The sequence below is a fragment of the Acidimicrobiia bacterium genome (assembly GCA_035471805.1).
Taxonomy (GTDB): domain Bacteria; phylum Actinomycetota; class Acidimicrobiia; order Spongiisociales; family JAHEDJ01; genus JAHEDJ01.
In genome coordinates this window covers 60965-80736 of sequence record DATIPS010000055.1, presented here as the reverse complement: position 1 = coordinate 80736, position 19772 = coordinate 60965, and the positions used below count along the sequence as shown (strand labels likewise).

Here is a 19772-nt window from a genome sequence, read left to right as displayed (position 1 = left end):
CCGCCCCCGCAACGCGCACCCATCCAGCCTTCGTGGATATGTACAGGCCGGCTCCGGCCGCCGCGCCCATCTTGATGAAATCACGTCTCGTCGTCTTCACGCCCAGGCCTCCCAACCGTGCGGCAGATGCTTCAGGTGGCGCGACGGAAGGAAGCCGGGTATGTGTTGATCAGTGCGAATCCGGTCAACGAAGCCTCCCCGTTCCGCCGCCACTGCTCCTCTTCCCGGGAGCACGTCATCAAAAGTATCAGAAGATTCGAACGCCTGTCACCGAGTGTGGTCCCGATCCGCGAAGGACCTTCGGCATGATCTCGACCATCGAGCCATGGCCGGCCGGCTAGTTCGACGGTTTCAGGTAGACCGCAGCCAGCGGCGGAAGGTTGAACTCCACCGATTGCTCCCGGCCGTGCCAGGGGATGTGGTCGGCCGTCATCGATCCATTGATGTGATGGCCGCTTCCCCAGTATCTGCCGTCGTCGGTGTTGAGGATCTCAACCCACTCGCCGGGAGCCGGAACGCCCACCCGGTATTCGGGGCGCGGCACCGGCGTGAAGTTGAAAACACACACGACCGGGTTGCCTGCTTCATCCTTGCGGAAGAACGCCAGAATGCTGCGCTCCCAATCGCCGCCCTCGAGCCACTGGTAGCCGCGCTCGGAGGTGTCGAGCTGATAGAGAGCGGACTCATCCCTATAGAGCCCGCCGAGGTCGGACACGAGGTTGAGAACGCCCCTGTGCGACTCGTGTTCGAGCAGGTTCCATTCGACACTGCCGTCGTGATCCCACTCAGACCGCTGGGCGATCTCGCCGCCCATGAACAGGAGCTTCTTGCCCGGGATGGCGAACTGATAGGCGTAGAGGAGCCGCAGATTGGCGAACTGCTGCCACGAATCCCCCGGCATCTTCGACAACAACGACCCCTTCTCATGGACAACCTCGTCGTGGCTGAGAGGCAGCACGTAGTTCTCGGTGAAGGCATACACCGACCGGAAGGTGATCTCATTGTGATGATGGGAGCGGTGCACCGGCTCGAGGGACAGATAGGACAGCGTGTCGTGCATCCAACCCATGTCCCATTTGTACCCGAACCCGAGGCCTCCGATGTAGGTCGGACCCGACACCATCGGCCAGGCAGTCGACTCCTCGGCGATCATCTGCACACCCGGGAAGTTCCCGTAGACCTCCTCGTTGAGGCGGCGCAGGAACCAGATGGCATCGAGGTTCTCGTTTCCTCCGTATTCGTTGGGGATCCACTCACCGTCGTCACGCGAGTAGTCGAGATAGAGCATGGAGGCGACGGCATCGACGCGGAGTCCGTCCACATGGAACTTGTCGAGCCAGAAGAAAGCACTCGACAGTAGAAAGCTGCGAACCTCGTTGCGGCTGTAGTTGAAGATGAACGTACCCCAATCCGGATGGAAGCCCTGCCTGGGATCCGCATGCTCGAAGAGGTGTGTCCCGTCGAACTCGGCGAGACCATGTCCGTCCACTGCGAAGTGGGAAGGCACCCAGTCGAGGATGACGCCGATGCCGGCCTGATGGAGCGAGTCGATCAGAAACATGAAGTCCTGAGGACTTCCGAACCGTGCCGTCGGAGAGAAGAACCCGAGCGTCTGATAGCCCCACGATCCCGCATAAGGGTGTTCCATGACCGGCAGGAACTCCACATGAGTGAAGCGCATGTTCGTGACGTGTTCGACCAACCGGGGGGCCAGATCTCGATAGGAAAGCCGACCCCCCTCGTCGGCCTGCATCCACGAACCGAGGTGGACCTCGTAAACGGACATCGGCCGGTCGTGGCCCGCGTCTCGCTTCTCCATCCAGGCGCCGTCGTTCCACGCGTAGCCAAGGACCGACGTCCGCGATGCCGATTTCGGCGGCTCTTCCGCCCAGAATGCAAACGGGTCGGCCTTCTCCTTTGTCTCCCCCTTGCCGACGCCCAGGTGAAACTTGTAGGCGGCTCCGGCCTCGACACCCGGAACCAGCGTCTCCCAGATTCCCGATACACCGCGCACGTCGAGTGGATTGGCCGCGGGGTTCCAGCCGTTGAACTCTCCAACCACCGACACATACTCGGCGTTGGGTGCCCACACCCGGAAGGTCGCCCCGTCGGAAGTCAAATGACATCCGAGCTTCTCGTACAGTCGAGTATGCGAGCCCTCATTGAAGAGGTACAGGTCGACGTCCGAGAGGTCCGGCCCACTGGTCGGTGCCATCGGCGACCCCTGTCCGGTCACCGACAGGCTGCGTGGACTGGGCGATCCTGTGCGAGGTGCGGTGCGGGAGTGGCGGCTGGATGATGGGTCATTGGGCATCGCGGCCAGGATAGGCGCGTATCGAATCCCGGAGGTCACACGTCGGGATGGCCGTTCCGGAGACGTCCTTGTCGCGACGCTGTGGCGCCGGGGTACCTGTGTCGTATCGAATCTGACGGGGGCCTAGCCGGCGACGGGCAGCAGGCGAGTCATTGCCTCTCTCACCCGCTGGGACTCTTCGACGAGAACACTGAAGGTATCTTCGTCGGGAACCGACCCGTTGCGGGCTCCCACCTCCATCGCCTCGGCAAGATCACCGAGACCGGCGGCGCCCATTATGCGGGACGATGACTTCAGCTTGTGAACGGCTTCAAAGACCGCTTCCGGATCGCCGGATCCGGCATGGCCGGCGATGGCATCGAGCCCGTCCGCAAGGTCGCCGAGGTAGGTCTCGACCAGCATTCCGACGAGTACCGGGTCTTCGATCTCGAGGAACTCTCCCAGGCCGACCAGCGACGAATACGCGACCGGTGAGGCATCGGATTCCGCCGCGGTTGCGACCTGCAGACCCCCGATTACGTCGAGGATCTCCTGAACCCGGATGGGTTTGGTCAGGAACATATCCATACCCGCCGTGACGCACAGATTGACGGTCTCCTGGATCACGTCTGCGGTCATGGCTGCGATCACCGGCTGAATGATGTCGAGTTCCCGGATCCGTTTGGTTGCTTCGATCCCGTCCATCTCCGGCATCCGCACATCCATCAACACGAGGTCGAATGGTCGCGATTGCACCGCTTCGACCGCTTCGAAGCCGTTGGCGGCCACCTCAACGCGGAACCCGTATTTGGCGAGCATCGCTGCGATCACCCGCTGGTTCGTGACGGTGTCTTCTGCGAGGAGAATGCGAACCTTCGACGCGTCGAAGTCGACCGGATCGGCTTTGGTAACGACCGAGGCGGTTCTGGCGTCATCGGCGGCGAGGGTCCCGACCGGGAAACGGCCGACAAAGGTGAACGTAGACCCAACGCCGACCTCACTCACGACGGAGATGTCGCCGCCCATGATGCCGGCCAGTTCTTTGGAGATTGCCAGACCCAGTCCGGTCCCCCCATACCGGCGGCTCGTGGAGGCGTCCGCTTGCGCGAACGACTGGAACACATCTTCCATCTTGTCCGGCGGGATGCCGATGCCGGTATCACGCACGGCCAGGCTGAGTCGAGCGAACTCGTCCTCAACCACCGAAACGACCTCCACCGTCACACCACCGGATTCGGTGAATTTCACGGCGTTGGAGAGCAGGTTCAGGAGTATCTGGCGGATTCGTCCGGCATCCCCCACCAGGGCCGGCAAAGGATCGGCAGGCGTCAGCACACTGAGCTTCAGGCCCTTGTTATCCGCATCCGGCTTGACGAGTGCAACGCATTCGTGCACCAGTGCCAGCGGCCCGAATGCCATGTCCTCTAGTTCGATTCGACCCGACTCGACCTTGGAAAAGTCGAGGATGTCGTTGATGATGCCGAGCAACAGTTCGCCGGAACTCATGATGATGTCGAGGTACTCCCGCTGCTCCTGATCCAGGTCCGTGTCCTCGAGCATTCCGGCCATACCCAGCACGCCGTTCATCGGCGTTCGGATCTCGTGGCTCATCGAGGCGAGAAAGGCCGTCTTGGCTTGGGTAGCTCTTTCGGCAGTCTCCAACGCTTCCGCCAGCGCGGCTTCGGCAGCCTTCCGCTCAGAAATGTCGGTTATCACACCCGCGAAGAACTGCTCGTCCTTGACGCGATATTCGCTCACGGCCAGATGTATCGGGAACTCTTCCCCGTTCTTGCGGACGGCCACCTCATCACGGTCCCTTCCGATCAGCCGGGCGATCCCGGATGTCAGATAGTTCTCGACGTATCCGGCGTGTCGTTGGCGGTGCTTCGCCGGCATGAGCACCATCAGGTTCTGGCCAATCACCTCTTCGGCGCTGTATCCGAAGATACGCTCGGCGGCGCGATTGAACGACCTGATGGTTCCGCTTGATGTGGCGGTGACAATGCCGGAGGCTGCCGTTTCGAGCATCGCTCTGGTCGCTCGTTCGCTGTACTCGAGTTCGGCTTCGACTCCCAGTTGCTCTGCGGCAACCCGATTGGCCCGGATCAGGGTGCTGCACGCGGCCAGCACCGACTCGAGAAGGGCGATGGTTTCCTCCCCGTATCCTCCCGCACGCCCCCCGAGCCCGACTGCCCCGATGAGTTCCTCTCCGCCTTGCAGCGGTATGTCGAGCATCTCGGAACCCGGGAAGTCCCCGACGACCACCCGGCCGGCGTCGCGCACGGCTTGGAACCTCTCGAGTGCTTCTTCCGGGCTGAGACCTTCAGCCGCCAAGGTCCGGTCAGGTTCGAGATCACTCCGAGCGGCGCAGGCAACAACGAAACCCTCCGTGCTCTGCGTGAACTCCATGATTCGTCCCAAAAGACCGGAGAAGATGTCACCCGTCTCAGCACCCATCGAGAAGCGGCGATGAGCCTCGTTGACCGCGTCGAGCAGCATCCGGGACCGAGAAGCAACTGTCCGTGGGGAGCGAGCATCGGAAATGTCGTCGAAAGCTCCGTCTATCAGCGACGTGCCGTCTTCCGTGTGCATCTTGAGGTTTGCACGCACCCAGACCGTGGTTCCGTCGGCACGCCGGACCTCAATCTCCGCCCCATGCAGGGAAGCGGCGGCATCACCGTGCACTTCGACGAGATCCGCCAGCCTGCCCCCAGCAGCGAGGAGGTCGTCGATGTTCGACCCGATGAGCCCGGCAGTTTCATCGAATCCAAGGAGCCGTGCCAGGCCCTCGTTCGCCGACAGAACTACGCCATCTGCATCAGCACGAAACAACCCGATCGGCAGTCCGTCGAGCATCGGAATCAGCGCGCTGAAAGCACCGTTTGTGTCGCCTGGCTGGGCTGCCAATTACGCGTCCTCTCCACCTCGTGCGCAATGCGCCGGTCAAGTCAGTAAGGGATCATTCGGCAGGAAATCGCGGCGACCTGAGTGGAATTGGGGTTGGGAGGATTACAGCTCTCCCCACCGGACTCGCCGGCTCCGGCTGAATGTCGGGTCCAGGCGGACGCCGACGGTGCCGCAGAGAGCACAGGCCCGGGCATAACCAGCCGATTCGACGCTGCAGACTAGGCCCGGGTGAAGGTTGCGATCATCTTGAGCATGTCGTGCAGGACGATTGGTTTTGAGAGGTGGCCGTTCATGCCGGCATCAAGGCAGGCTTGCCGGGTCGCGGCGTCGTCGTCTCCGGTCAATGCCAGGATCGGCGGCTGGGGGATGGAAAGCCGGCGGATCTCCCTCGCAGCCTCGAATCCGTCCATCTCCGGCATTCGCAGGTCCATGAGGATGAGGTCAAATGTGTTGAACTGCACGGCCGCAACCGCGTCGCGTCCATTGCCGACCGACTCGACCGAATGGCCTTCCTTGGCCAGGGTCACGGACAGCATCCGCTGAATGACCGGGCTGTCTTCAGCAAGGAGTACTTTCAGACCTTCCGACATGCCAGAACCTCGAATCCAACCTCAGCTGCGCGAAGGCTAGTCATCGAGGCTAGTTATCGACCGGCCGCTTTGCGCGGATTGCATCGCCTACCCGGACGCCAGGAGCCTCGTTGTCTCACTGAAGAAGTTGATCACATCGGGGAAGAATCCGGCGATGAAAACAACGGCCGCGGCCAGCGCCAGAGCCAACCGCAGCGACCCGGCAACGGGCTCATACTCGACGACGGCCGCTTCGGGTGCCTCGTCCATCCAGATCGTCTTGACAACCCGGGCGTAGTAGTAGAAGGCGATCACGGCGTTGACGGCCGCAACCGCAGCCAGCAGGCCGGTCCATACGCTGTCGCCGCCGATGGCCGAAGAGAACATCACGAATTTGGCGTACCAGCCGGCCAGCGGCGGGATGCCCGCCAGGGAGAAGAAGAACACGGCGGCCAGGAAACCGAGTACCGGAGAGCGGCGCCCGAATCCGGCCCAGCCGTCGATGTCTCCGGTGCGGGTACGGCGTGCCCCGGCGATGACAATGGCGAAGGCTCCGAGGTTCATGAACGCATAGATGATGAGGTAGGTGATCGTGGCTGTGAACGCTGAGCCCAGCGCATCGACGTCATCCGACACCCCGGCAACGGCAAACGGCACCAGCATGAAGCCCGCCTGAGCCACGGACGAGTAGGCGAGCAGACGCACGATGTTCTGCTGACGAAGCGCCGTGAGGTTGGCGACGGTCATCGAGAGCACCGCCATGATCCAGATGGCCGGACCCCACACCGCCGATGCTTCGGGAAGGGCCTTATAGGTAATGATCAGGAGGCCGACGAACCCTGCCGCCTTGGACGAAACGGACAGGTAGGCCGTGATCGGCGTCGGGGCACCCTCATATGTGTCGGGCGCCCAGAAATGGAACGGTACCGCCGATACTTTGAAGGCAAACCCGATCACCACGAACAGGACCGCCAGAACGAACAGGGGTTCGCCGGTCAATCCCTCGGATGCCTCGCGGATGCCGTCGAACGTGATTTCTCCGGTGGCGCCGTAGAGCAGCGACATGCCGTAGAGCATGATCGCCGCCGACAGAACACCGAGCAGGAAGTACTTGAGCGATGCCTCGTTGGAGCGAGCATCGCCTTTGCGCCATCCGGCGAGCAGGAAGAGCGGGCCGGACACCAGTTCGAGACCTATGAAGAGGACGATGAGGTCACGCGACGAGGCCATCACCATCGAACCGAGTATCGACATCAGCACCAGGAAGTAGTACTCGCCCTGGTAGTAGCGATCGGACTCGATGTACTGGACCGACATCAGCAGAACGAGATAACCGGCCGCCACGAACAGTCCCTTCAGGACCAGGGCGAAGTCATCTACCACATAGCTGCCGTCGAACATCGAGGCCGGGGCCGAGTCGGAGACGGCCAAAGTGATGAGCGGGAAAGCCGCGAACCCGACACCGAGCACAGCCGCGATTGCCGTCCAGTACTTCTGCCGCCTCGGCAGGACTAGATCGAGGCTCAGTACCACCATGGCGGCCACCGCCACGGTGATCTCAGGAGCAATCGCCAGATAATCGATGTCGTAGCCCACCGGTCAGCCTCCAAAGGCAGTCTTGACGAGCGCTTCCACGGCTTCGGTCGTAGCACCGAAAACGATCTTCGGATATACACCGATGGCGATGATCGTGACGATGAGAGGCACCCATGCTGCGAGTTCGAACTTGTCGGCGTCGTGGAACTCGTGATCGTCCCACTCGGCGTTCGGCTCACCCAGATTGACCTTCTGGAGCATCCAGAGCAGATACCCGGCGGTCAGCACCGTGCCGACGGCGCCGATCACCATCGCCGTGCGGAAGAGTCCGATCGACAATCCCTCCAGCGGGCTGTAGGACCCGAGGAGCGCCATGAACTCACCCCAGAAGCCGGCCAGTCCCGGCAGTCCCAGTGACGCCATAGCCGTGAAGGCGAGGATCCCGCCGAGCATCGGCATCAGTTTCTGATTGCCGCCGAGGCGCCCCATGTCGCGCGTGTGGTACCGATGGCTCATCGATCCGGCCAGGAAGAACAAGAGTCCGGTGATCACGCCGTGAGCGACCATGCCGATGATTGCGGCGTTGATCCCGACGTCTGTGAGAGTGGCGATGCCGAGCATCACGAACCCCATGTGACCGACTGAGGAAAAGGCGATGAGACGTTTCATGTCGGTCTGGGCCAGACAGGCCAGCGCGCCGTAGATGATGCCGATCACCGCCAGCACCGCTATCGCAGGTGCCCACTGTTTCGCCTGCTCGGGAAGCATCGGGATGGCGATCCTGATGAAACCGTAAGAGCCGAGCTTCAGGAGAATGGCAGCCAGCAGAACCGAACCGACGGTCGGTGCGGCGGTATGCGCGTCCGGCAGCCAGGTGTGGAACGGGAACATCGGAACCTTCACGGCAAATCCGAGGAAGAGACCCGCGAAGATCCATCCGGCCACCGGCAACATGGTCAGCTCCGGCGCCCTGTCGATGAGGGCCGGGATGTCGAACGTCCTTCCGGCGACCGTGTCGGCCGAGTTGAGGTAGAGCGCCAGGAAGCCCAGCAGCATGAAGGCGGATCCGAAAAGTGTGAAGAGGAAGAACTTGATGGCCGCGTAGAGACGGACGGAGACCGTCTTGCCGAACACCGGAAGCTCCCGTTCGGACTTGTCACCCCAGATGCCGATCATGAAGTACATCGGCAGCAACACCAGTTCGAAGAAGATGAAGAACAGGACCAGGTCGAGCGCCACGAAGGTTCCGTTCATGCCGGTGAGCAGCACGAGCATGAGGGCCAGAAAGGCCTTTGGGTTGCGCGGCTCTTCCCAGTGATTCCACGAGTAGATGACCGACAGGAGGGTCACGAAACCGGACAGGACGAGCAGCGGCAAGCTGATGCCGTCCACTCCAACGTGATAGTTGGCCCCGATCGCCGAGATCCACGACTCGTTCACCTCATACTGGAACGACTTGGCAGCACCGAAGTCGAAGTTGGCGGCCGCCACGACGCTGAGGATCAACACGATTCCCGTGGTGATCAGCGAGATCCACTTGTGACTCTCTTCTTGCTCCCGAGGCAGGAGCACTACGAGCAGAGCCCCCACCAGCGGGAGGAACACAATGAGGCTCAGACCCCAGGTGTCAAACCACTCCATTGACTCGTCCTCCTACTACCCGAATATCACGAAACCGATTACGAACATCACTGCTGCGCCGACAAACACCGACGCGTATTGCTGAACCCGACCCGTCTGGAGGCGGCGCAACCGTTCGCCGCTGCCCCCCGACGCGTATGCAAAGGCGTTGAAGCCCAGGTCGATACCGCGCTGGTCCAGCCCACCGTAAACGAGTTGAGCGAGACCGGCTGTCAGGAACCCCATGGTGTTGACCACACCATCGATGATGTAGTCGTTGATCCAGTCGACCGCCTTGGCAAACGGGGCCTTGACCAACCAGACCAAACCGAGAGCCGCGTCGTCCATGTAGTACTTGCGGCGTAGCAATGGATAGAGGGCAGGGATCTCGAACTTGTCCCTTTCCTGCTGGGTCGCTTTGTCCCGCGCGAAGAGGGCGAGACCACCGAGAACACCGAGGAAAGCGGCGCCGAGGCCAACGGCGGCCATACCCCAATCGGGGGCGGTGGCATGGTGGTCGCCCATCACGACTTCACGCATTCCAAGCCACTGGGTGAAGTTGCCCCTTCCGCCGAACTCGACGCCGGGGATGTTGAGGAATCCGACGACGGCTGCAAACCCGGCGAGGATGATCAGGGGGACGGTCATCACCGGTTCCGATTCGTGCGGATGGCCGTGCCCCTTGTAGGTGCCGTGGAAGGTGAGCATGATGGCGCGGGTCATGTAGAAGGCGGTTATGAACGCCCCGGCGATGGCAATCCACATGACGGCGGTGTAGCCCTCGTACCCCAGCGTGACCAGGATTTCGTCCTTCGACCAGAACCCCGAGAACGGGATGATTCCAGCCAGCGCGGCCGAACCGACGACGAAGGTCCAGTAGGTGCGCGGCATGTCCTTGCGGAGGCCACCCATGTCGGACATGTTGTTGGAGTGGACGGCGTGGATGACCGACCCGGCTCCGAGGAACAGCAGCGCCTTGAAGAAGGCATGGGTGAAGAGGTGGAAGACGCCGGCCGTGTAGCCGCCGGCGGCTACCGCCACCATCATGTAGCCGAGCTGCGAGACGGTCGAGTAGGCGAGCACCTTCTTTATGTCGTCTGCCACGAGCGCCAGGAGACCCATGGCGAAGAGGGTGATGGTGGCGATCGCCACCATCCACGGACGGATGTCTTCGGCGAGGTTCTGATAGAGGGGGAACGTGCGGGCCATCAAGTAGACACCGGCGGTGACCATCGTGGCGGCGTGCATCAGTGCCGAAACCGGAGTCGGACCGGCCATGGCGTCGGGCAGCCAGATGTGGAACGGGAACTGGGCGCTCTTGCCCATTGCCCCGAAGAACAGCAGGGCACCGATCATTCCTGCAACGAGGACCAGGCTATCGGCGTGTTCGGCGGCCGCGTTGGACAGTTCGCTGAACTTGAACGTGCCCAGCGTGACCCCGACCATGATGGCGCCGATGATCAGCCCGATATCTGCGACCTTGTTGGTGAAGAAAGCCTTCATGCCGGCCGACGAGTTTTCTTTCTGCTCCCAGTAGTGGCCGATCAGCAGGTAGGAGGCGACGCCGACGCCTTCCCAACCGATGATCAGCTGCACGAGGTTGGGAGCACCAACCAGCACCAGCATCGAACCGGCGAATATCGTGAACGAGGCGAAGAACCAGGTGACCCGGACGTCGCCTTTCATGTATCCGACGGCGTAGACGAAGATCACGAGGCCGACGAACGAGACCACGAAGTACATCATGATCGACAGACCGTCGACCACCCAGCCCAGTTCGAAGATCAGGTTGCTGCCGATCTCGGCAATCGTCACCGCACCCTCGTAGACGACGCCCTTGGTGATGTTGAGGACGAAGAGGATCGACGCCCAGACCGAGTTGAAGGCGAGCATGCCGATTGCGATCTCAGCCCCGAGGTACTTCATCCGCTTGCCGAAGAAGATGATGCCGAGCACGGCGATCCAGGGGATCACCAGCATGATCCAGGCGTATTCCGCCCAGAAGCCGGAGTACTCGGCAACGACTCCGTGGACTTCTTCTTCGGCGGCGGCAAGCAGGAAGTTCGTCATGTCACCACTTCATCAGACTGAAATCGTCGACATTCGCGGTCGCCCGGTTGCGGAAGATCAACAGAACGATCGCCAGACCGATGCCTACCTCGGCGGCGGCGACGGTGATCACGAAGATGGTGAAAACCTGACCGATGGCCAGGCTGTCCTGCAGCAACGCTTCGAAGGCGACCAGGTTGATGTTCACGGCGTTGAGCATCAGTTCGATGGCCAGCAGCACTAGAACCGCGTTGCGTCGCGCCAGCAGGCCGTATACCCCCAAAGAGAACAGCAGGGCGGCGAGGACGAGAATAGGCGCCAGCGTCATACCTGTTCCTCCGCTTCGGCCGGCGTTGCGTCTTTCCGCGCCACCGTGATACCACCGATCAGAGCGGCCAGCAGCACGAAAGAGACGATCTCGAACGGGAACACGAAGCGACCCAGGATCGACTCACCTAGCAACTCGGTCGGGGTACCTTCGCCGATGCCTTGCAGAGGCTCGGATCCGAAGAAATCGATGGCCGCCCAGGACATCAGCAGGAACAGTGCACCCGACACGACTGCGGCCACCGCCCGCCGGTTGTTGTCGAGGCTGGCGTCGTATCCGATCGGTGCGCGAGTGATCATGATTCCGAAGAGGAAGAGGACGATCACCGCACCGATATACACGAGGACGAGCACCCAGGCGACGAACTCGGCGGAAAGCAGCAGGAACAAAACGGCGGTTCCGGCCAGCGTCGCCACGAGGTAGAGGGCCGCGTGCACCACGTTCTTGGATGTCACGACCCGCAACGCCGAGCCGGCAACACCCAGTCCGACTACGAGGAAAACCCAGTTGGCGGGCTCGGAGAACCAGTCGCTCACGGGGCCCTCCCTTCAGTCATCGCCGCCAGCGGCGGGTTGCTGATCGCGCGTCTCGCATCTCGCATCACGCATCTCGCGACCCGGTGAGCGAAGCAAAGCTTGTTCATGACTCCAGCTCCGGGGCCTCCGGCACGGTCTTCATCCAGTCCTGGAGACGGTCCATGTCGTGCATCATGGCTCCCATCTTGTACTCGGAGTACTCGTACTCGGGGGTCCAGAACAGAGCATCGAACGGGCAGACCTCGACGCAGATCCCGCAATACATGCACAGGGCGTAGTCGATGTCGAACCGATCGAGCGTGGCGCGCTTCTTGACACGACCGCCCGGCTTGGACGGTGGCTGCTCTTCCTTGTGGCCTTCGATGTAGATACACCAGTCGGGGCACGATCGGGCGCACAACATGCACACGGTGCAGGCGTCTTGCTCGAGAGCGATGACTCCACGGGCTCGAGGGTGGGGAGTCTCCTTGTCGACCGGATAGTTGACGGTGACCGGCTTGGTGAACAATGTCTTCAGGGTGACCCACATTCCGGTGAGCAGGCCTGATCCGAAGAAGTTGGGAAGACGGAGCCGCATCACATCACCACCTTGAAGATGCCGGTGACCGCGATATTGGCGAGCGACACGGGGATCAGCCACTTCCATGCGAACTTCTGGAGCTGGTCCTCGCGGAGCCGTGGGAACGTCCAGCGGAACCAGATCATCAGGAAGGCGAGGGCGAGGATCTTGACTGTCAGGACCACCGGACCCCATATCTCGGCGTTCAGACCCGGGAAGTGATAGCCGCCCAGGAACAGGGTGGCGGCGATCGCCGACATCGAGAACATGTTGGCGTACTCACCGAGGAAGAAGAACAGGAACCGGAATCCGGAGTATTCCGTTACGAATCCCATGACCAGTTCGGACTCGGCCACGGGAAGATCGAACGGGATCCGGTTCAGCTCGGCGAGTGCTGCGGTCATGAACACGAGGAAGCCGACGAACTGAACGGCAACATAGGGAACCGCGATAGTTCCGAAGACCTCGAAGGACGCCTGAGCTTCGACGATGCCCACGAGCGACATGGTGCCGGCCTGGATGATCACTCCGACCACGGCCAGCAACAGGGGCAGTTCGTAGGCGATCAACTGACCGGCGGCGCGCAGGCCACCCATCAGCGAGTACTTGTTCGCCGACGACCACCCCGCCATCAAAACGCCGATCGTGCTTATCGACGATATGGCCAGGACGTAGAACACCCCGAGGTCGAGATCCTGAACGATGAGAGTCGGGGAGAACGGGATCACCACGAATAGGGCGACCGTGGAGAGCAGAACGAGCGCCGGTGCCCATTTGAAGACTTGCCGGTCTGCTTCCTCGGGAATGATGTCTTCCTTCTGGAAGAACTTCACGCCGTCGGCAATCAGCTGCGCCCAACCCCACCTGCCACCTGCGAAGTACGGCCCGATCCTCGACTGCATGTGGGCGGAGATCTTCAGCTCCGCGTAGCCGATGACGAGGGCGGTGACCGGAACGAGGGCGCCGATGGCGACGAGCTTGAGAGCCAGCAGGATCCAGAAGTTGGCGAGGAGATCAGTCACGCCGTGACCCCCCTTCCACGCTCGACCCGGCGACCCGGGAAGTCAACCGGGGTGGAGTTCTGTGGTGCGAGACCGCGAGCTTGAGCGAGCAAGGCGAGAGACAAGCCATCAGCGGTCCACGTCCCCTAGTACGAAGTCGAGGGAACCCATGATCGCCACAATGTCGGGAATCAGGATCCCTTCGAGGATGTGCGGCAGGATCGAGATGTTGTTGAAGGATGCGGAGCGGATCTTCACCCGGTACGGGATCTGGCCACCCTCGGAGATGACGTGGTACCCCATCTCACCCTTCGGGTTCTCGGCACGCACATAGGTCTCGCCCTTCGGCACCTTTATGACACGTGGCACCTTGGCCTGGAGGGGGCCGGAGGGGATTTGATCGACGGCCTGTTTGATCATCTTGGCCGACTCGCGAATCTCTACGAGACGAACCCACCAGCGATCCCAGCAGTCCCCCGATTGAGTGACGGCAGTCTCGAAATCGAGTTCGTCGTAGGGCAGGTAATCGGCCTTCTTGCGGAGGTCGAAGTCAACTCCCGAGGCTCGCAGGTTCGGGCCGGAAACCCCGTAGGCCAGAGCAACTTCGGCCGGCAGGACACCCACACCTTTGGTGCGGGCCAGGAGCACCTCGTTGCCGGCGATCAGGTCTTCGATCTCGTCTGAAGTCGAGAGGACACGATCCATCGCCCGGCGTGTCTCCTGGAGGAACCCGGCAGGGAGATCCTGCGAAGCCTTCTTCTGATTGGGCCCGGCTCCTGCAACCGGTTTCACGCCGCCAATCCGATTGAAGTTCGGATGGAACCGTCCACCGGTGACGCTCTCGATCAGATCGAGAACCCGTTCCCGTTCGCGGAGCGCGAACATCAGCGGTGTGGCCGCCCCCAGTTCGAGTGGATACGAACCCATGAACATCAGGTGACTCGAAAGCCTCGTCATCTCTGTCAGGATCAGGCGGATGTACTGGGCGCGCGGTGGCGCCTCGACGCCCATGATCCGCTCGGTCGCGACGAGGAACGGGATCTCGTTGGCGTAGCCGGACACCCATTCGATCCGGTTGATGAGAGTGATGATCTGCGGATAGGTGCGGACCTCGCTGATCTTTTCGTAGCCCCGGTGCATGTAGCCGACGACGGGTTGCACGTCGTAGACCTTCTCACCGTCGACCTTCGCCACCAGGCGGAGCACGCCGTGAGTAGATGGGTGTTGGGGTCCGATATTCAGGGTCATTTCCGGCGTCTCGAGTTCGATCGCGACGGCCGCTTCGGACAGATGGTGGAGGGCGCTTCGATCCAGCATCAGGCGTCCGGGTTCTCGAAACTGGGCGAATCTGAATCGGCAGAATCGGGCATGTCCTCGACGTCGACATCGCCGGGCCAGGGCTTCACTTCACGACTGATCAGTCCGTACGACTTCTTGAGTGGATGGCCTACGAAGTCGGATGTCAGGTAGAGCTTCACGAGGTTCGGATGACCGGCAAATGTGATCTCGAACATCTCGGCCGTCTCCCGTTCATGCCAGTTGGCACCCGGGTAGACACTGCTGACCGACTCGATCACCGGATCGTCCTTGGGAAGGTCGGTGCTCAGTATGACGATCTGGCCGTCGGTCACGTTCGAAACCGCGCACATGACCTCGTACCGCTCCTCCACCTCTTCTGACGGAGGGTCGCCTACCGCCACATCGTTGCTCCAGTCAACTGCCGAGAGCCACGAGAAGAAGGGCAGGCCGGCGTCGTCGCGGGCGGCCGTGACGGCTTCCCGCCAGCGCTCACGATCGACGTACAGTTTGACCGTGCCAAGATCGGATGAGTGGCCGGTCGCCCCCACGGTCCCGGCGACGGAAGCCGCAAAATCCTCGATGGACTCAGGCGGATTGTTCGTCACGATGCGTCCATTTGTCTTGAAGGTTCTCGTTTTGGATCTTCTTCTGCAGCAGCACGATGGCTTCCATCAGTGCCTCCGGCCGCGGCGGGCAGCCCGGAACGTACACGTCTACGGGGATGATCTGATCGACGCCTTTGGTAACCGAGTAGGAGTCCCAGTAGGGGCCGCCACTGTTCGAGCACGATCCCATCGAGATCACGTATTTCGGATCGGGCATCTGGTCGTAGATACGCTTGACGGCCGGTGCCATCTTGTCGGTCAGCGTGCCGGCCACGACCATCAGGTCGGCCTGCCGGGGCGAGGCTGGTAGAGGGATGATCCCGAACCGCATCATGTCGTAGCGGGGGCCCGCGGCGGCGAGCATCTCAACCGAGCAGCAGGCCAGCCCGAACTGGAACAGCCACAGGGAGTACTTCCGTCCCCAGTTCAGCAGCCAGGACGCCGGTTTCGGCATCCCGAACTTCTCGATCACTCCCACCGGAGGACTCCCTTACGTATGGCGAAGATCAACCCCATGAGGAGAATCCAGATGAAGATCAGCATCTCGACGAGACCGAACACTCCAAGATCCTCCAGCAATATGGCCCAGGGGAAGATGAAGACGGCTTCTACGTCGAAGATCACGAACAGCAAGCCGAACACGTAGTAGCGGATGTACGACTGATTCCAGCCTTCGCCTACGGGATCAACGCCGCACTCGTAGGTCTTCAGCTTGGCGGGAGAAGGGTTGGAGGGTCTGAGCAGAGCAGCCACGCCGAGCATCACGATGACAAGCACAACACCGAGCGCAGCGAAGGAACCGACCGTTATGTAGTCCTGAAAATACGCGCTCACGCCTTCTCCGCTCTCCCTCACGAAACGAGGGCGGTCCCGCCCTCGGATCGGCACGGAGTCTAGACACACAAGGTGCCCGCCCAAAGTGACTTGCCGGACGAGATTCTCGCCCATTGGGAATGGGGTGTTCCGACGTGATCCCGAGGATCAGGTGGGAGGGGGGACTTGCGGCCGCCGCTCACTGCACCGGTTGCTCGTCTGGCCGGGAGATCGGTTTCAGAGGGATGCGAACTCGAAGATGCTCCCGCCTTCCTCGCTTCGATGGGTCGGTTCGCCGCCCGGCGGTTGCTTTCGAACCCGGGGACGCATCCACCTCCGGTCGGGTGGTCTGCTCCAACTACCCTTCCGGTGGTGAATCCACTCCGTTCGCCCGATTTCTCCGGCCGATCGCTGCTCAACCTGGTGGCAGAACTCGAGGTGCGCTTGACGGGTCGCACACGTTTCCCCGGCCTGGCCGAGGACCTGTCGGCGGCGATACCGGGAGCCGGTACCTACGTCCTCTGCATGTTCGACGGTCTTGGTGATGCAATGCTGGATCATCCGGCCGCCGGGCCGCTGGCCGCCACCCGGGTGGGCGCCATAGACGCCATGTTCCCGACCCAGACAACAGTCAACATGGCGACCGTCGCGACGGGCCTTCCGCCTTCACAGCACGGACTCATCTCGTATCAGCTGTACCTGCCGGAAGTCGACCGCGTGGTCAACACGCTCAAGTGGAGAGGGCCGTCCGGGGAGCCGGTGGCGGTCGACCACGGTTCCTTCCTCCCGACTCCCAACCTCTGGGAGCGGCTGTCGGCGGCCGGTGTGGAACCGATCACGGTTCAACCGGGGGCGTTCGACGGATCACCGCTCAGCAGAACGCTCTACAGAGGCTGCCGATTCGAGGGTGCCTGGACGGTCGAGGAAATCATCGACGCCACGCTCGACCTCGCGGTCGAACCCGGGCGACTGATCTTCACCTACTTCCCGGGGGTGGATGTCGCAGCGCACATGACCGGCCAGCAGTCCGAGGGTTTTTCCGAGGCTCTGACCACTGCGGCGACCATCTGGCAACGCATCGTGGACCGCCTTCCGGCCCATGCGGTGGCCGTCGGAACCGGGGATCACGGCCACATCGATTACGAGGAGAACGACAAGGTGCTGATTCGCGAGGGGATCGAAGGCGTCACGTTCTACGGTGACCCGCGGAACTCGTTCGTCCGGTCCGCCGAAGGGGAGGGTGAAAGACTGGCGGCCGAGCATCCGGCCACCTGGGTGCCCTGGACCGAGGTAGCTCCGCTGCTCGGACCCGAACCCTTCCACCCCGCCGTGACCGGGCGTGCCCCAGATGGTGTGCTCGTCGCGAACCGGGGGAAAGTCCTCCTCCCTCCGGGGGCAGACAAGAGGATGATCGGCCATCACGGCGGAACCGAAGACCAGGAAGTGAGAGTCCCGCTGCTGGTGGGTGCCGGGTAGGCCACCGAACCCGCATAGCTCGACCGCTCCTCTCCCTTGGGGGAGCGCCACGATCCTCGAGTCGTCGACGGGAGAGAGGACCGAGGCTCATTGTCACTCGATCGGCAACCTCACTGAACGACTCGGTCGCCCCGGCGAGTTCGGCCCAGGCTTGCCAGACGTTGAAGGCAACGGCCGGCGGCCCGGCCCGGCGCCCTACCCGACCGTCCGCCGGTAGACCCGCACCGACAACGGGATGAAGACGAGCAGGATGCCGATCGACCAGAGCATGGACATCAACACCTGGCCGCCGACAGACGATGCGTCCGCAAGCGCCTGGGCCGGATTGATCCCGGGTCCGAAGTCTGCAAGAGCTTCCCGGCCGAGCATCAACCCGCGTAGGGCGTTGGTCGTGACGGTGATCGGCTGTATCTCGGCGAACGCACGCAGCCACTCGGGCATGGTCTGCGTCGGCACGAATACCGAACTGGCGAACACGAGAGGAAACACGGGCAGGAACACGGCCGACTGCGCCGCCTCGGGGTTCTTCACTGCCAGGCCGATGGCCGCCATGATCCACGACAGGGCGTAGGCGAACAGCATCGCCACCAGCAGGCCTGCAAAGAAGCCTATGAAGCTGGTCTGGTAGCGGAAACCCATGAAGAAGCCCATCACCACCATCAGAGTGATGACGAATCCGTTTCTGATTATGTCCGAGAGTGTTCGTCCTGCCAGAACGGCCGACCGGGCCATCGGCAAGGAGCGGAACCTGTCGATCACGCCCTTCGACAGATCTTCGGTCAGGCCGAGTGCCGTCTGACCGGCCCCGAATGCCGCCACCTGGATCAGCAGTCCCGGCAAGAGCCAGTTGATGTATTCGCCCTGCGCAACGGGCGGGATCGCCCCACCTATCGCACCACCGAAGACGTAGTTGAAGAGCAGCAGGAACATGACCGGCTGCACCGTGGCGAAGATCAGCAGTTGCGGCAGCCTGATGTTGCGCAGCAGGTTTCGTCTCGTGATAACTGCTATGTCCTTGGCGGCGTGCAGCGGGGTGATCCGCGTCCGTTCGACGCTCTCGTTTGTTGCTGCCATCAGTTGCTCCTCCGCCTTCCCCGTCTCTTCCCGGATGCCGATGTCTCGGCCTCGGCCTCGGCCGCCCCGCGTCCTGTGAGTTTCAGAAACACGTCGTCGAGGGTGGGCTTGTGCAGTGCCACGTCTTGCACGCCGATGCCCCGCTCATCGAGGCGCCTAACGACTTTCATCAGCGTCTGGGAACCGTCCGGAGCAGGGAGCCGGACGCTTCCCCTGTAGTTGTCGAAGATCGCCGGTTCGGTCGATACGTCGACCAGCGACGCTATCGCGTCGTCCCGATCCTCCTCGGCGATGTGCAGTTCGATGACCGAACCACCCATCTGATCCTTGAGTTGATCTCCCGTCCCCTGTGCGATCAGCCTCCCGTTGTCGATCACGCCGATGCGATCCGCCAGTTGGTCGGCTTCGTCGAGGTACTGGGTGGTGAGCAGAACGGTGGTTCCTGAGGAGACCAGATCCTCGATCAGGTCCCAAAGGTCGATCCTGCTTTGCGGATCTATGCCGGTGGTCGGCTCGTCCAGAAACAGGACTTTCGGCTTGCCGACCAGCGAGGCCGCCAGGTCGAGGCGGCGGCGCATGCCACCCGAGTAGGTACGAACCGCACGATCGGCGGCGTCGGCGAGGTGGATTCCGTGCAGGACTTCATCGGCTCGGCGTCTCGCTTCGACAGCGGAGAGGTTGTAGAGGCGTCCCACCATCTCAACGTTCTCACGGCCCGTCAGGTATTCGTCGACGGCTGCGTACTGGCCGGCCAGTCCGATGTGTGTCCGGGCAGACGTGGGATCGGCCGCCACGTCGACGCCGGCAACCTCGGCATAGCCCGAGTCGGCGCGCAGCAGTGTGGTCAGAACACGAATCAGCGTTGTCTTTCCGGCACCGTTCGGCCCCAGCAGCCCGTAGACAATTCCGGCCTCAAACTCGAGGCTCACACCATCGAGCGCCACTACGTTCGCCTTTGGAAACGTCTTGACGACGTTTTCGACACGAACTATCGGATTGGTCACGGCGTCACCCCTGGAGAACGAATACGGCTACGAGAGGCTAAACGATCGGGGTGGTTAGATCGTCTCCGGCCGAGTGGGGGCTGAAGGCTCGGCCGGCCGCGGC

At 62.1% G+C, this 19772-nt stretch carries 17 protein-coding genes; 1 reads left to right on the top strand and 16 read right to left on the bottom strand.

The window, feature by feature from the left end; translation table 11 throughout:
* Positions 1-337: 337 nt before the first annotated feature.
* The 14 genes from glgB to VLT15_11210 all read right to left on the bottom strand — a co-directional run bounded on the left by glgB (position 338) and on the right by VLT15_11210 (position 16136).
* Entirely contained in the window at positions 338-2215 is a 1878-nt protein-coding gene (glgB, locus tag VLT15_11275; GenBank protein ID HSR45792.1) for a 1,4-alpha-glucan branching protein GlgB, read from the bottom strand.
* A 222-nt stretch (positions 2216-2437) separates the two neighbouring features.
* On the bottom strand, positions 2438-5200 hold the full coding sequence (locus tag VLT15_11270; GenBank protein HSR45791.1) for a PAS domain S-box protein: 2763 nt from the start codon (positions 5198-5200) through the stop codon (positions 2438-2440).
* Between the two features lie 218 nt (positions 5201-5418).
* A complete protein-coding gene (locus tag VLT15_11265) occupies positions 5419-5790 on the bottom strand; it encodes a response regulator (protein ID HSR45790.1) in 372 nt (123 codons plus the stop codon).
* Positions 5791-5877: 87 nt separating this feature from the next.
* Positions 5878-7365 (bottom strand): NADH-quinone oxidoreductase subunit N, encoded by a 1488-nt coding sequence (locus tag VLT15_11260; GenBank protein ID HSR45789.1) that lies wholly within the window; start codon positions 7363-7365, stop codon positions 5878-5880.
* A gap of 3 nt (positions 7366-7368) precedes the next feature.
* A complete protein-coding gene (locus tag VLT15_11255; GenBank protein HSR45788.1) occupies positions 7369-8946 on the bottom strand; it encodes an NADH-quinone oxidoreductase subunit M in 1578 nt (525 codons plus the stop codon).
* A gap of 15 nt (positions 8947-8961) precedes the next feature.
* Positions 8962-10995 carry an NADH-quinone oxidoreductase subunit L gene (nuoL, locus tag VLT15_11250; protein ID HSR45787.1) on the bottom strand — a complete coding sequence of 678 codons (2034 nt, stop codon included), beginning with the start codon at positions 10993-10995 and terminating at the stop codon, positions 8962-8964.
* Between the two features lies 1 nt (position 10996).
* Positions 10997-11302 carry an NADH-quinone oxidoreductase subunit NuoK gene (gene nuoK / locus VLT15_11245; GenBank protein ID HSR45786.1) on the bottom strand — a complete coding sequence of 102 codons (306 nt, stop codon included), beginning with the start codon at positions 11300-11302 and terminating at the stop codon, positions 10997-10999.
* Positions 11299-11838, bottom strand: a complete 540-nt coding sequence (locus VLT15_11240) for an NADH-quinone oxidoreductase subunit J (protein HSR45785.1) — start codon at positions 11836-11838, stop codon at positions 11299-11301. Before VLT15_11240 ends, nuoK begins: the two co-directional genes overlap by 4 nt.
* A 103-nt stretch (positions 11839-11941) precedes the next feature.
* Entirely contained in the window at positions 11942-12415 is a 474-nt protein-coding gene (locus tag VLT15_11235) for an NADH-quinone oxidoreductase subunit I (protein HSR45784.1), read from the bottom strand.
* On the bottom strand, positions 12415-13419 hold the full coding sequence (gene nuoH, locus VLT15_11230; protein ID HSR45783.1) for an NADH-quinone oxidoreductase subunit NuoH: 1005 nt from the start codon (positions 13417-13419) through the stop codon (positions 12415-12417). The genes VLT15_11235 and nuoH overlap by 1 nt, the downstream gene beginning before the upstream one ends.
* Before the next feature lie 108 nt (positions 13420-13527).
* Positions 13528-14715, bottom strand: a complete 1188-nt coding sequence (locus VLT15_11225) for an NADH-quinone oxidoreductase subunit D 1 (GenBank protein ID HSR45782.1) — start codon at positions 14713-14715, stop codon at positions 13528-13530.
* Complete coding sequence (locus VLT15_11220) at positions 14715-15302, bottom strand: NADH-quinone oxidoreductase subunit C (GenBank protein HSR45781.1); 588 nt, start codon at positions 15300-15302, stop codon at positions 14715-14717. The genes VLT15_11225 and VLT15_11220 overlap by 1 nt, the downstream gene beginning before the upstream one ends.
* The gene (locus VLT15_11215) at positions 15283-15756 is read right to left on the bottom strand and encodes an NADH-quinone oxidoreductase subunit B family protein (GenBank protein ID HSR45780.1); all 474 of its coding nucleotides are present in this window, start codon (positions 15754-15756) and stop codon (positions 15283-15285) included. The genes VLT15_11220 and VLT15_11215 overlap by 20 nt, the downstream gene beginning before the upstream one ends.
* Before the next feature lie 14 nt (positions 15757-15770).
* The gene (locus VLT15_11210) at positions 15771-16136 is read right to left on the bottom strand and encodes an NADH-quinone oxidoreductase subunit A (protein ID HSR45779.1); all 366 of its coding nucleotides are present in this window, start codon (positions 16134-16136) and stop codon (positions 15771-15773) included.
* Positions 16137-16487: 351 nt separating this feature from the next.
* Here VLT15_11210 and VLT15_11205 point away from each other — a divergent pair, with 351 nt between their 5' ends.
* A complete protein-coding gene (locus tag VLT15_11205) occupies positions 16488-17591 on the top strand; it encodes an alkaline phosphatase family protein (protein ID HSR45778.1) in 1104 nt (367 codons plus the stop codon).
* A gap of 195 nt (positions 17592-17786) precedes the next feature.
* Here VLT15_11205 and VLT15_11200 read toward each other — a convergent pair whose 3' ends face one another.
* Entirely contained in the window at positions 17787-18665 is an 879-nt protein-coding gene (locus VLT15_11200; GenBank protein ID HSR45777.1) for an ABC transporter permease, read from the bottom strand.
* A complete protein-coding gene (locus VLT15_11195) occupies positions 18665-19669 on the bottom strand; it encodes an ATP-binding cassette domain-containing protein (GenBank protein HSR45776.1) in 1005 nt (334 codons plus the stop codon). Before VLT15_11195 ends, VLT15_11200 begins: the two co-directional genes overlap by 1 nt.
* Positions 19670-19772 lie beyond the last annotated feature (103 nt).